11 protein-coding genes are annotated in these 13,797 nt (G+C 69.7%); 2 read left to right on the top strand and 9 right to left on the bottom strand.

From position 1 onward, the window contains the following. Positions 1-155: 155 nt before the first annotated feature. The 8 genes from AB0F10_RS15155 to AB0F10_RS15120 all read right to left on the bottom strand — a co-directional run bounded on the left by AB0F10_RS15155 (position 156) and on the right by AB0F10_RS15120 (position 8,823). A complete protein-coding gene (locus tag AB0F10_RS15155; RefSeq protein ID WP_360624053.1) occupies positions 156-1,277 on the bottom strand; it encodes a PqqD family peptide modification chaperone in 1,122 nt (373 codons plus the stop codon). Positions 1,278-1,353: 76 nt separating this feature from the next. Next, positions 1,354-1,677 carry a hypothetical protein gene (locus AB0F10_RS15150; protein WP_360624051.1) on the bottom strand — a complete coding sequence of 108 codons (324 nt, stop codon included), beginning with the start codon at positions 1,675-1,677 and terminating at the stop codon, positions 1,354-1,356. Positions 1,678-1,794: 117 nt separating this feature from the next. Continuing rightward, positions 1,795-2,541 (bottom strand): hypothetical protein, encoded by a 747-nt coding sequence (locus AB0F10_RS15145; protein ID WP_360624049.1) that lies wholly within the window; start codon positions 2,539-2,541, stop codon positions 1,795-1,797. Further along, on the bottom strand, positions 2,525-4,225 hold the full coding sequence (locus tag AB0F10_RS15140; protein ID WP_360624047.1) for a nitroreductase family protein: 1,701 nt from the start codon (positions 4,223-4,225) through the stop codon (positions 2,525-2,527). Before AB0F10_RS15140 ends, AB0F10_RS15145 begins: the two co-directional genes overlap by 17 nt. Next, a complete protein-coding gene (locus AB0F10_RS15135) occupies positions 4,222-4,872 on the bottom strand; it encodes a TOMM precursor leader peptide-binding protein (protein ID WP_360624045.1) in 651 nt (216 codons plus the stop codon). Before AB0F10_RS15135 ends, AB0F10_RS15140 begins: the two co-directional genes overlap by 4 nt. A 14-nt stretch (positions 4,873-4,886) precedes the next feature. Then, positions 4,887-6,215, bottom strand: coding sequence for a YcaO-like family protein (locus AB0F10_RS15130; RefSeq protein ID WP_360624043.1), 1,329 nt, complete (start codon positions 6,213-6,215; stop codon positions 4,887-4,889). 534 nt (positions 6,216-6,749) lie between these two features. Further along, positions 6,750-7,268, bottom strand: a complete 519-nt coding sequence (locus AB0F10_RS15125) for a helix-turn-helix domain-containing protein (protein WP_360624041.1) — start codon at positions 7,266-7,268, stop codon at positions 6,750-6,752. A 742-nt stretch (positions 7,269-8,010) separates the two neighbouring features. Continuing rightward, entirely contained in the window at positions 8,011-8,823 is an 813-nt protein-coding gene (locus tag AB0F10_RS15120; protein WP_360624039.1) for an alpha/beta hydrolase, read from the bottom strand. A gap of 622 nt (positions 8,824-9,445) precedes the next feature. Between AB0F10_RS15120 and AB0F10_RS15115 the strand changes: the two genes are divergently transcribed. Further along, a complete protein-coding gene (locus AB0F10_RS15115; protein WP_360624037.1) occupies positions 9,446-10,936 on the top strand; it encodes an FAD-dependent oxidoreductase in 1,491 nt (496 codons plus the stop codon). A gap of 803 nt (positions 10,937-11,739) precedes the next feature. After that, positions 11,740-12,753, top strand: coding sequence for a zinc-binding dehydrogenase (locus AB0F10_RS15110; RefSeq protein ID WP_360624035.1), 1,014 nt, complete (start codon positions 11,740-11,742; stop codon positions 12,751-12,753). A 450-nt stretch (positions 12,754-13,203) separates the two neighbouring features. On the opposite strand, the gene AB0F10_RS15105 is transcribed toward AB0F10_RS15110, so the two are convergent. Further along, positions 13,204-13,563: a hypothetical protein gene (locus tag AB0F10_RS15105; RefSeq protein ID WP_360624033.1), complete on the bottom strand. Its 360-nt coding sequence runs from the start codon at positions 13,561-13,563 to the stop codon at positions 13,204-13,206. Positions 13,564-13,797 lie beyond the last annotated feature (234 nt).

Genomic DNA, 13,797 nt, shown 5'->3' with positions numbered 1-13,797 from the left:
AGCAGCCGGCGAACGCCGGCTGCTCGTCCTTGCGTCGACCCTGATGGCGAAGCGTCAGCCGTTCGATGAGCCGCTCCCGCTCTGCGGTGCGGTGTACGCCGGCCGGTCGCCAGGCATGTGGGTACCGGAGGACGGTGACGGGACCGGCGGCCGAGTCAGGAGGTGGCCTGGACGAAGAGCCGGTAGTAGTTCATGGCGATCAGCGTGAGCATGACGGCCAGGTAGCCGCCGCTGACGACCCCGAAGGTCAGGTAGATGCGGCGCCGGGCCGCCGACACCGACTGGTGCGCCGCCGACAGCGGGATGCGGAACAGCACGTGCCCCAGGTAGGTGAACGCGCGGTGCCGCAGGTTCAGCTCGCCGAGGGCCGCCTCCATCGCGTGGTGCCCGTCGCTGACGGGCAGCAGCGGATTGAGGTTGTTGAAGATGAGGAACATCTGCATGCCGAGCAGCCAGCGCAGCGGGCCGCACTCCACCGGGTACAGCACGATCAGCAGGGCGGACAGCCCCGCGGCGGTCAGGTCGATCAGCGGGCCGACGAGCGCGACGGCGCCGCGCGCGGACCGCGACCGGACCCGGTACGCGTCCGTGCGGTCGACGTAGGTGAGCGGGATGAGCAGGCAGAACAGCTTCACGCCGGCCTCGCGTACGGGCACGCCCAGCGCCTGGCACACCGTGGCGTGACCCATCTCGTGCACGGTGGCCTGCACCAGCAGGACCGCGACGATCAGCAGCCACGGCGGACCGGTGTAGACGAAGGGGGCCGGCAGGGTCATCGCCAGCACGATGGCGATCGCGGCTGCGGTGCCGGCCAGCACCCCGATGGCGGTGGCGGTCCGGGGGAAACGGGCGAGCACCGCCGCCGGCAGGCGGAGCATCGCGTTCAGATGCCGGGTCGGGATCCGGATGCGCGGGGTGAGCCGGATGAACCGGGCGAAGAACAGCTGGCGGCCGGTCAGCGGCTCGGGCGGCTCCGACAGGACCCCGGCCGCCCTCAGGTCGGTGAGGAAGGACAGCAGGTCCGGCGTGCGGTCGCGTACGCCGTCGGGTCCGCGTGAGCGCCTGGCGGCGTCCAGCAGCACCGTTCCGGTGCGGGTGCCGTCGAGCAGCGGCACCACGCGCGCCCCGGTCCGGCTCAGCCGCACGTACGTGCCGGTCTCAGCGTTGAACAGCATGGCATGGCCGTCCGCGCCGTCGACGAGGGTGACCTGCGGCGCCAGCTCCACAGGCCGGTCGAGCCAGTCGGGCACGGCGGCCGTCGTGGATTCCGTGGACATCGGCACCTCCGTCTTTTGGTGATACGGCCGACCGGGGGCGCACCCGTGTGGGCACGCCCCCGGCCGAGAATCAGACCTACTTGCAGCCGCCGCAGCCGCCGCCGCCACCGCAGCCACCGCAGCCGCCGCCACCGCAGCCGCCGCAGCCGCCGCCGCAGCCGCGACATCCGCGGCAGCCGTGGCCGTGGCAGCCGTGGCAACCGCGGCAGCCGTGGCAACCGTGGCCGCCGCAGCCGCCGCATCCGTGGCCGCAGCCGCCGCAGCCGCCGCATCCGCCGCAGCCGCCACTACCCAGCAGCGATGCGCTGACGACGGTCGGCAGCTGTTCGGCTGTCAGGTCGTCCTCCAGCCACAGGTCCAGTTCCTCTATGACCTTGGGCCCGGTCAGTTCACTTTGCATGCGACTCAGCTCCTTCGATGTGTCGTGTCCATGCAGTTCCGGTCGGCCGATGTGCCGCCGGCCGAGGTCCGGCGCGTCGCGAGCGCGGACCCCAGATTGGGTACCGGTGCTGTGCCGTCACGTTCGCGCCGGGCTCCCGGCGGCGAACGCGAACAGCGCGGCCCGGTGGTATCCGTCGGCGTCCGCGCGTTCCCGGAGGACGTGCGGCAGCAGGCCGGCGAATACGGTGCCGACGAGGTCGAGCCGCAGCGCGGTAAGCCACGCGGCGTGCCCGGCGGCGCCGGCCCGGGTCAGTAGCAGCCGGTGGCCGTGGCTGCCGTGCCGGGCGAGCGCGGCGGCCAGGTTTCCGGTGATGACGAGCAGTGCGGCGGCGGTCGCGAACTCCCGCTGCATGACGAGTTCCTCCGCCTGCGGGCCGTCCGGGAGGCTTGAGACCCGGCACAGCGCCGACTTCTGGGGCAGATACCGGTACAGCCCGGTGTCGACGCCGGTGACCCGCCAGGCCGCGCAGTACAGCTCCAGGTCGACGCCGGCGGCCCGCTCCCCGGGCCAGCCCTCGGCGTCCATCCGGTCGGCGGAGGCGAGGATGGCGGACAGGTCGGCGCCGGCCAGGCTGGTGCCCGCGTAGTCGCGGACGGCGGTGCGCTCCAGCAGCACCTCGTCCAGGCCGGAGCGCGGCGACGCCGGCGCCGGCAGCGCGGTCAGCGGCCCGCCCTCGGGGGCCCGGCGCAGTTCCGCGGGGACCGGGGTCGCCGGCCTGCCGGCCGCGTCGGCGTCGAGTCGCGTGTCGGTCAGCAGCCGCTGGAGAAGCTGGAGCCGGTCCTCGCCGGTGGGCGGCGCTAGCGTTTCAGTGTCGGGGGTCATCGTCGTTCCTCCGGTTGAGTGCGGCCACCGCGGTCACCGGTTCGGCGCTGTCCTGCAGGCGCAGCGCGGCGTTGAGCGCCAGGTCGTCCCAGCGGTCGGCGAACCGCGCGGTCAGGCCGTACTCGCCGGCGACGGCGGCCATCTGGGCGAGCGCCACTCCGGCGTCGAGGCAGAGGATCCGATAGGCGAAGTCGTGGTACTTCGCCGCCACCAGGCCGAGCGCCCCGGTGAGGACGATCAGGGCCGCCGGGCGCTGCCGCGCGAGGACCGGGCAGACCGCCTCGGCCGCGCCGTCCGCGGTGGGCAGCGCGCGGATCCGCGCCAGGCTGTGGTCGCCGCGCTGGTAGAAGTACCAGCCGGGTGCGACCCCGTCCACGTCGAGCGCGAGCAGGTACGCCTGCACCGAGCCCAGGTTCCCGCCGGTCGGCGACCACCGGCTGACCTGACCGGGTACGGCCGTCGGCCCGCTGTCGCGCAGCCCGGCGGTCCGCAGCAGCAGCGCGGACAGGTCCGTGCGGGTCACGCCGGGCGCGGTTCCCGGACGCCCGCCGTTCAGCGCGATGCGCGGGGCGGCCCGGTACTCCTTGTTGTAGCGCTGAAGTGCCGCGTTCGCCGGCCGGTAGTGCGCCTGGTGGTCCTTGGGATTGAGCCATTCGCGCGGCGGGAACGCCACCGCCTGCTCGTACACGTGGGCGACGGCGGGGCCGTCCGCCTGGGCGGGCAGGCCGGTGGGCAGGCACCGCGGGCAGCCGGGCCGGCGGTACGCGCCGGCGGTCGACTGCGTCCAGTCGGTGAGGTCGAAGACGGTGCTGCCGGACAGCGCCGGGGTCAGGCCGACCCGGGACAGCAGGTGCACCACCTCGGTGGCGACCAGCGCCGCCCAGGTGGAGACGCGCAGCGGCGACGGCGTGCCGGACGGCCCGGACCAGCCCTCGGCGAAGCAACCGTGGCAGCAGGTGTGCCGGGCGTTGAACAGCGGTCCGACCTCGACCGTGCGCTCCCCGGCCGCGGTGCGCAGCCAGCTGATCCCGGCCCGGCGGCAGATCTCGTCGAGCTCCGCGAGCGCCTCGGCGGAGTTTCCGTCGTCGACGGCGACCACGAGGTCGCCGACGCCGACGCTCAGCTCCGGGCCGTCCCACTCCAGCGCGTCGACGCCCGACGCCGTCAGCTCGGCGCGCAGCCTGCCGGTGAGCGCCTCGGGCCCGGTGATCAGCACCCGGGCCTGGGCCAGCCGCTCGCACGCCTCGTTCCGGTTGCGGTTGACCCGGGTCGTGTCCAGGTTCCGGCCCAGGTAGTCGGTGACCTCGTGCGGGATCAGCCCGACCTCGGCGCCGGCCGGGCCGTCCTGCAGGAGCCCGCTGACGTACAGCAGAGACACGCAGGCGCGCACGGTGGCCTCGGTGACGTCGGGGTGCAGCGCGGCCAGCTCCGCGACGGTACGGGTGCCGTCGAGCGCCGGCAGCAGCCGCGGTATCAGCGAGGTGGCGGTCCGCCCGCGCAGGCTCGACTGCCGGTTGCCGCTGCCGACGAACGCCAGGCCGTCGTCCAGCGGGACGTTCACCAGGCCGGGTACCAGGCAGGGCAGCTCCGGCACCCGGAACTGCGGGTCCGCGGCGACGGCGTACGCCATGGTCGCGGCGGACAGCCGCCCCTCGTGCCGGGTGGTCTCCTCGGTCCCGATCATTTCCACACTCCACTCAGCAGGGCGGGCAGGCGCTCGTACGAGCGGGTGGTCTCGTCCCGGCCCAGGCCGCACCGCGGGCAGCCGTGCACGCCGACCACCCGGCCGGTGTGCAGCTGCTGGGTCGGCACGTCGATCTGGCGTACCCGGCCGGCCTCGTGCTCCGGCGCCGCCCGCAGCCGGTCGACCACCTCGGCCGCCGCGGCGGCGGCGAACAGGGCGGTCGACGGCAGGTACCCGGCCGGACCCTCGAACGGGTCCTGGTCGTAGTGGTCGTCGACGGTCTTGCGGATCGCCCGGGACGGGTCGTGCTGTGCGAGCCGGCCGCGGTAGCAGCCGTGGCAGGCGCCGGCGCCCGGCACCACCACCGGGCCGATCTCGAGCACCGGATGGTCCATGACGACCGGCAGCCACGGCTGGCCCGTCCGGAACGACTCGTCGTCGAACTCGCGCTCCATCCGCGGCACCCGCCGCCAGGACACGAGCAGGTTCAGTCGGTGACCCGACGGCTGTTCCGGATCCGGTACCCGCGGCGGCACCGTGCCGGAGGGTCCGGTGTTGGCGACCTCGACGTCGTGGCACAGGTCGCGGAGGCGCTCGGCGACCGCGTATCCGAAAGGCCCGACGGGGGTGACGATCAGGTGGTACATGCTGGCTCCTGACATCAGGCGAACGGCTGCGGCCAGGCATTGAGCTCGGCCTCGGGACGGGTGGGGTAGCCCATCCGGGCCGGCGCCTGGTAGAGCCGGGGGTGGCCGAGGAAGCGGGCGCGGTAGTGGAAGCTCAGCGGCTGCAGCCCGGGTACGACGGCTCGCACCACGGTCATCCCGGCCCGCAGCGCCTCGTCGGCGGTCAGGTCGACGATGTACGCCTCCATGCCGCACTCGGTGAGCCGCGAGCTCACCAGGCGCAGGTCGGCGATCGGGTCGCCGGTGGACAGCGTCGGCAGCTCCGACAGCCTGCGGCGCGCGGGGGAGTTCAGCAGGAAGTCGAACGCCTCCGCTCGCTCCGGCCCGCACATGTAGGCCGCGCCGTCGGACACCCCGGTGAACGTCTGCACGTCCTGGCTCGGCGGCTTGGCGTCGTGCAGCGCGACCCGTACCGACACCGTCTCGCAGATCGCCTTCGCGACCGCGGTCTGCGGGTCGAGGCTGGTCGCGCAGGTGACCACCGTGCGGCAGGTGGCGTGGTCCGGCGCGGTCGAGACGGCGTACACGGTGGGGATGCCCACGTCGGTGGTGGCGTCGAAGAACTGGATCGTCATGTCGCGATCGGCGCACACGTCGAGGTACTGCTGCAGCTGCGGGCCGACCGTGTCGAGCTCGATCCGCGGCAGCGCGAGCTGCTGCAGCCAGGTGAGGCTGATGGCGTCGCGCTCGATCACCTCGCACAGCGCGCCGCACACCGCCACGGCCGGGTCCGGGTGCGTCGCCGACCCGGTGGAGATCGGATTGGTGATGCGTTCCGCGCCGTGCACGGGAAAGTGCATGTACACCATCACCGCGGGCACCCAGCTCGGCTCGCCGGTACGCAGGTTCAGGCCGCGAATCCAGCGCATCGGCACCGAGGTGTCGGGCGCGGAGATCTGGCAGCCGGGGTCCGCGAGTTCGGTCGGCGAGCAGCGCGGCACGGTGTTGAGATCGAGCGCCTCGGCACCGAGTTCGTCGGCGGTCGCCCTGCGGAACTGGCTTTCGTCGTACACGCAGTTCGCGTACCGTTCCAGCGCCTCGGCGGTCGCGACGATCCTCGACCGCTCGGCGTCCACCCCGGTGCCGGTGCCGTCAAGGCCGCCGAGGCAGTCCGGGCCGCACAGGTAGGGCAGCGCCGTCGACGCGTCGCCGAGGTCGGCCGAGAATACCGCGAGCGGCGGGCTCGACGGCTCGACCGGCAGTTGAATCACGTGATTGATGAGGCCGCCCAGCGGCGATACCAGATCCTGCAGCCGGGGCGTACCCGTTTCCCGCTGCACCACTTCTGTGGTAACCGAACTCATTCAGTGCGCTCTCTCGTCTGCCGGTTGATTCGCCGACCAATGCTGTCCGGCGGCGCAGGTGGGAACTCGGCGCGCCCACAACTGTGGCCCCGCGGTTGCCCGGTTCGCTGAAGAATGCGGAAATGCGGCGAGTAAAAGTCTCGCGACCCTTCTTTGGGGGGACATAACGGCATCCGTTCGGGTGGCGGAGCCGGCTGACGTTGGGCGAGGAGTATGCCGCCGGAGAGGCCCGGCCGAAGGGCAGGTTCAAATCCTATCAATCCGACCGGATAATGCCCTGGCTGCAGTTATGTGGGTCGGTCACATCGCCGGCCGGGGCCTGTGGGAAATCTGTGAGAGCAGCCGGGCTGGGCGGGCGGCGGTGCGATGGAGATATCGATCCTGACGACCCCGAGCCGTCGCTGCAACCGTGTGCCGAAAGTTTTTCCGACTATGTGTTTACGGCGGACTGGGATGCTTCCCACCCACCTACTCGTGGGGCGGCAACGAGCCATGCGAAACGATCTATCGCCGTTACCGGAGACCTGACTCGATTTAGCGTTGTAATAGTCCTGTGGGCAGCAGGCAACCGCGTGCCACGTGCCGGGCGGCACGTCGTCGAGCACCTACGGCCCGGCCTGTTGGACGTCGGTGCATCGCACCGGCTCGCCCTGGGGTATCTTGCCCGGGAAGAGTCCGAGAAAGAGGCGACCCGCGCAGACCGCATCGGTGAACGAGATGTTGCCGCGTACGGTCGACCGCGTCGGTGCGGCGGCTCGACGGCCACCACCGCTGCGAACGTTCGCGAAGGCCCGCCAGGGCCGGCGACCGCCCAGCCGCCGGTAGGTGCGCGGCGGCACGCCCCGGGCTGTAGGCGAAGCGGAGCTGAAGGTGCCGACGTCTGGTGTAGCCGACCATGTTGCTGATGTCGGTGACCGTCAGCGAGGTCGAGGTGAGTAGCTGTTTGGCCTTCCGCAGCCGTACCGCGGAGAGAAATCGGCCGGGGGGTGAGCCCGGTGCCCGCGGAAAGATCCTGGTGAAATGGAACTTGCTGTATCTTGCCGTGCGGGCCACGTCATCGATGCAGAGTTACTCACCGTAATTCTCGTGAATGGACTCGATGACGTGTTCCACTGATCGCTCGACCGCTTGCTCGACCGCCTGCATAACGACTCCACAGATGTCAGCTTCGATGCTTTATGCCGGTTATCCTCAGACTGGTCAATTCCCGGGCGCATCGACAGATCCGCCCGGCCCCCAAAGGTGGCCAGGGCCCGGGGTAGCCACCTGGCTACCCCTGACGGCGACGCCGATCAATCCTTTTGATGGCCGCTTCGCGACGCAATAATTGGCCGGACCGAAACGGTCGCCGCGGTCGCGCACTGGGGGGCGTGGATCCGGCGTCGTCCGTGATTTCGACTGACTGGGAGCAGGCCATGGCCAGCGTGTTCCTCGGGGCCGCACGACGCAGTTCGTTGGCCCAGATCCGGCACATCGCGCCGGTCAGACCCGGCGCCGACACCGGTCTCGTTGCCCGGGTCTACCACCAGGTCGAGCGAGACTTCGGCAGGCTCGCGCCGCAGCACGCGCCGGCGCCCGGCGTCCTCGTCGCCGCCTGGCTGATGCTGCGCGAAACGCTCCTCGGCACGGGCCGGGTCGACCGAACGACCAAGGAGGCCGTCGGCACGGCGGTCTCGCTCGGCAACGCCTGCCCGCACTGCGTGGAGAGCTCACGTCCTGGGCGAGCCTGCAGGGAGCGCGCCGCGTCGGGAGCTGGACCTGGGACTCGGCTCGGAGTCGTGGGTAGTCGACGGGCCTACTTGGAGTCGTGTTCGCGTACGCGGTCGAGCCATTCGGTGATCAGCGCCTTGAGGAGGTCGGGTTGCTCGTGCGGCAACGCGTGGCCGGCGCGGTCGAGCACGGCGAAGGTGGCCCGCGGGTAGTGCTCGAGCAGGTCCCAGTCGCCGGCGTACCCCACCATGGAGTCCTGGCGCCCGGTGACGATGAGGCTGGGGCGGTGATACTTCGGGCCCTTCTCGGGGCTGGCGTTGAACTGCCAGTTCGCGCCGATGCGCGCGAGGCCGGCCTCGTCGGTCAGGTCGGCGGAGGGCGCCACGTATTTCCGGAATCGCTCCAGCGTCTCCTTGGTCTGCACGACAAAGTAGTCGCGGTACGTGCTCTCCGCGTGCGGGTCGAGCGACTTGCCCGGATCGATCGAGGCGTGCAGCACCTGGTGCGCGGGCACCTCCCGCACGTTCTCGTCGAGTGGGCAGATCAGCGCGAGCCCGGTCGCCTGCTTCGGGCGCCGGCCGGCGATGGCCCGGGCGTAGTAGGCGCCGGCGGAATGGCCGGCGACCAGGAACGGCTCATCGCCGATCACGCCGTCGACGAACGCAAGCAGGAGGTCGAGAACGTCGTCGCCGCTGTTGAGCGTGTCCGGCGCGGGCGTGTGTCCCATGCCCGGCAGATCCGGGTAGACGCGTCGATAACCCTTCGTGCCGGCGAATACCGGTTCCAGGGCACCCGCCACCTCCCGATGATCCACGTTCGCGCCGTGCAGCACCAGGACCGGGGTACCGTCGCCGTGTTCGACATAGTGCAACGGCACGTTGAGTGCTTTGTACTCCATGACACCAGCCCAACCCGTCGTGTTTTGGCGTCGGTAAGCTCGCCGATTTCGTGCTTCCCTCGAACGGTTCGGCGGAAACCCACGTACTTAATTCTCCTGGAGGATTCCATCGGTCAGCGCGACCGCAACCGCCGCTGGCGGGTAGGCGTCGGCTCCTTGGCGATCCTACGGTGGTCGGCCGATGCCGGCCGGGTGGGCGCTGGCTGGTCGAACGCCCAGGCGGGTCAGCGCGGACAAATTCTTAGCTTGTTGTTTAACCCGTGGGAGTCGGTGGACGACCCCTGGTCGATTGTGAAGCAACGTCCGCAGTCGCGATGGCCGCCACCGCAGAGTCCTTGAACGTCGGCGGAAGATGGCTCTCATCGAGCGCAGCGCCCGGCAGCCGCACCGGCCGATCGAGGGAACCGTCGGTCTCGCCGAGGCCGCCGGGTGCTGCCGGTGTTTGACACCGCGACGATTGCCGGAATCACCCTGATCGACCCGTCTCGCTGATGACGCATCACGGCTTCCGATGTCCGTCCTATGTGGTAAGACTCGGGCGATGCATGATGAAGATGTCACCCGGCGTCGATTCCTTCAATCAGTGGGCATCAGCGGCGGGGCGGGGGCGCTCTTCGCAACCATGGGAACTCTGGGGCTCGCCCCCGTCCGTGCTGCCACGCCGTCGTTCCGGGCACCACGACAGTCCGACTTCCACCTGACCGGACGGGCCACCCGCAAGGTCGTCATCCTCGGCGGCGGCATCGCCGGCCTCACCGCCGCCTACGAACTCGGCAAGGCCGGGTACGACTGCACCGTGCTGGAGGCACGGGCCGTCACCGGTGGCCGCAACCTCACGATCCGCGGCGGCAGCGCCGAGACCGACCTCGACGGGCACACCCAGCGGTCCTCCTTCTCTTCCGGCACCTATCTGAACGCCGGTCCGGCCCGCATCGCCCAGTGGATGGTCACCCTCGACTACTGCCGTGAGCTCGGCGTGCCGATCCAGCCGTTCGTCAACGCCAACGCCGACGCGCTGATCCACAACGACGGCAGCGCGCCGATCCGGTTCCGGACGGCCAAGGCGGACGTGTACGGCTACGTGTCCGAACTGCTCGCCAAAGCCACCGACCAGGGCGCCCTCGACGGCACCCTGACCGCTGATGACAAGGGACGGCTGCTGGCCTTCCTGGAGGACTTCGGCGACATCGGCGAGGCCCATGACTACACCGGCTCTACCCGGCGCGGCTTCTCGCGATATCCCGGCGCGGGCAACGACGAAGGCACTCCGCTGCCCGGACCGCCGAGCCTGTCGGACGTGTTCGCCAGCAACGTCGGCCGCTACTTCAGCGGCGAGTTCGGCTACGACCAGGCCATGATGATGTTCCAGCCGGTGGGCGGCATGGACCGCATCCCGGCGGCCCTCACCACCGCCGTCGGACGGCGGCGGATCCGGCTCGGCGCCCAGGTGCTCGGCGTGACCCGCCGCGCGTCGGACGTCACCGTCACGTTCCGGCAGGGCGGCCGCGATCAGGCGATCACCGCCGACTTCTGCATCGCCACACTGCCACCGCACGTGATGGCCAAGGTGCCGCACAACCTCGGCGCGAACGTGACCGCCGCGCTGTCGTCCGGGTTCTACCCGGGCGCGGCCGGCAAGATGGGGCTGGAGTACCGGAGCCGCTGGTGGGAGAACGACCTGCGGATCTATGGCGGCATCACGCAGACCGACCTCGACATCACCCAGATCTGGTACCCGTCGTACGACTTCCACGCCCGTCGCGGCGTCGTGGTCGGCTACTACCACTTCGGGGAACAGGCTGAGGCGTACGGCGCTCTCGCTCCCGCCGCCCGGACCGCCCGGGCCGTCGAGCAGGGCGTGAAGATCCACGGCGAGAAGTACCGGTCCGAGCTGGCCAGTGCCTTCTCGGTGGCCTGGAACCGCATGCCGCACCTCGAGGGCGCGTGGGCCTTTGCGGAGGACCAGAACTCCTACGATCTGCTGCTGAAGCCGGCCGGCCGCGTGTACTTCGCCGGGGACTGGCTCACCCAAGCCGTCGCCTGGCAGCACGGCGCGTTCCTGTCGGCCCGCGCCGCCGTCACCGCCATCCACCAGCGGGTACTCGCCGCCTGACGGGCGCGCCGCCGGGTCGTGTCGCGCGACATGGCCCGGCGGTGCCTCCGGGAGGAGAACGGCGGGGCTCCGGCCACGCAGCGGGTTACATCGACCGCTAGATCTAGCTCGAGCACGACCTGACGCTCCCCGGGATCGGGCCCGGCGACGTCACGGTCCGCGGCGCCTGGGCGTGGCTCACGGTAAACACCGGCAAGCACTGATCTCTCTGGCCCGCCGCCGCATCAACGTGCTCTGGGCACTGGTACGCGACAACCGACCCTTCCACGCCGACTCGCCCGACCGTTGAGCCGAATACCAACCGCACACATCCGAGCGGAGCTCCACCCCGCACCTCGCCTCGTGCCGCATGCCGTGTGCCCACGCGGGTGTTGAGGATGCCGGCCGCCGTCAGCCATGCCTCGAGCGTGTAGATTTCCGCTGTCGATTCCGTTACCACCGTCTGGTTCGGCGCGTTCATGTTGCCGTACGAGATATTCGCTGGCCGAGCGTTTCCATATCCCAGGTTGCTCTTTTATCGCCTGCGGCGATCGGGTGGGCCCTCGTAAGGCGGCCGAAGCTTCGCGCGAACGCCAGCTGCTTCTCATCACTCCTGTTCTGATCGCGGAAGAAACAGGACCTTCCGGCGGTTCGGCTCATTCTTGATGCGACGACCGTTGTCGGCGTCAGTGACATCCTCAGGTCCAATCCGCAGATTTCAGCGCGGATCCTGGGCGGTAGGAGTTGCCACCCTGACACGGTAGACTCCCATTGATGCAAGGCGATGGCAGGACGGGGGCTTACCGATGTATACGCTTCGCTTGGTGGCACCCGTCCTGTTGATCGAGGTCGAGGTTTCCGCACTATCTGAAAATTCGCGAGGAGATTTCATCCGGGTGCGGCTCTCCGTCGCGGGGATGTGCGGCAGCGACCTACAGCACTTCCGCACGCCCGGAGCCAGCGACCGGGCGACGACCCAGAGGCTGCCCAGCGTCGAGATGATCGCGTCCGATGTCGAAGCGGGATATCCGATTCACGAATGTGTGGGGCGAGTCGTCAGCCCAGTGGGGGATCGAGCCGCGAAGGAGCTTCGGCTGGCCGTCAGAGATCGGGTTGCCGCCATGCCGGTCGGCAAGCGCGGGCTAGCTGCTGAGGTTCTTCTGACTCGGCCCGAGGCCACGCACCGCGTCGTCGACGCCTCGCTGACGGGCGAGCGGGCGACCCTCATCCAGCCGCTGGCGACCGTCCGGCACGCCGTGTCTCGCCTTGGCGAGGTCGCGGGTGCACGAGTCGCGGTGATCGGGCTCGGGCCGACCGGTCTGCTCGCCGCGCACCTCCTTCGGCACCGAGGAGCCGCCCAGATCGTCGGCATCGATCCCGCTTGCCGCGGCGACCTGCCGGCACTAGTGGGGGTCGATGTGGCGGCGAGCCGGGGCCGAGAGGCCGAAGACATCATCCGGTCAAGTCCCAAGATCGATGCTTGTGTCGAAGCGGTCGGGCAACGGGCGGGCACACCGGCCGACGCCGTAAACCTCACCGGTTTCGTTGGGGTCATCCTCGCCCTCGATGTGCCCGTCAGTGACGACTACGTCTGGCCGTTTCGCCACTTCTTCCGCAGGAATTTAATCCTCCATGCATCGGTGACTCCACCCCGGCGTCCGGCGATGGCGGCGGCTGAGAAATACCTGACACCGCATCGAATACTGACCCGTTTGATCACACACACCTTCGACATCCGGGAAAGAGGAATAGCCTTTGTGCTGTACGCGAGTGAATCTCCCGGAAGTGGCAAAGTGGTGCTTATTACGGAGAGTTGGAATGATCGCGCCGTTCATTGAACGGTCGGCCTAGCCACAGCTGAAGAGCCAGCCGGAGCTGACGAAGGGGCTGTCACACAATGACACAGGATCGGATCGATGAAGACGACGAAATGATCACTGGCTTGCAGGATCGCCTACAGTACGCGGCTGACGGAAATTGGGATAGCCTCCTGTCCGGTCTGCCTTACCTGGCGTGGTGCGTCGAGCCAGGCCCACGCGTGGATGAAGAACCCATCGCGGAGCTGCCGGAGAAGACGGCGCGCCCATCGGCGGCTCAGCCTCGCTCCAACTCCGCGCGCACCACGGGCAGAGCGGCGTGGAGATCTTCGACCGGCGATGTCAGAGCGAGTCCGAAGAAGCCGTCCTCGGCTGAGTAGGCCTGGCCCGAGGAGGTAAGAACACCGCGTCGGGGTGGTCCCCGCAGAGTTGTTCACTCGTCCTGCCGGTGGGAGGGGCGTCGAGCCATGGTTAGAAGCCACCGAGTGATTCCAGCGCGGCCCGCGGAGCCCAAGGGCCAAGGACCGCCGCGGCGTCACGGAAGCGTTCGCGGTAGATCGCGCTGATTTCGATGCCCCGGTTCGGTAAGCAGTGGGGCGCTTCGCCGGCGACGGGTTGTGCGTTGGTTGGGGCTCGGCCGGCGGTCGTGCCGTGCAAAGCCGCGCCGCGGAACCGAGGTGGGGAAATCAGCGCGCCGACCCGCAAACCGATCATTGAATAGGTCCTGGAAACGATGCGGGCGGCAAACGCGACGTTCGCTCCACCGACCGCCAGCGGACCCGGCGCCCGGCCGCCGGCGAAGACAATCGCCTCGTCGGCCCCATCGGACAAGAGGAACGCGTCGTAAGCACGGACGAGCTCGGTCAGGGGACGGCGCCGCGATCAACGATCATTGTCGACTCGAGCTGACCAGCGGGCCCGCGGATGCACAGCGTGTGTGTCGAGACTACTGATCTTTCGGGTTCAGGGTCACTCTCGTGTCCACGTCGCTGGTTTGCACTCGTCGTGCTCTAGACAACAGTGCATCACGGGAGAGAATTGCGAGGTGCTCAGCTGATGGCCACC

The organism is Actinoplanes sp. NPDC026623 (genome assembly GCF_040638275.1).
Lineage (GTDB): Bacteria > Actinomycetota > Actinomycetes > Mycobacteriales > Micromonosporaceae > Actinoplanes.
Note: the sequence above shows the minus strand (reverse complement) of the source record. Positions and strands in the feature narration are given on the sequence as shown.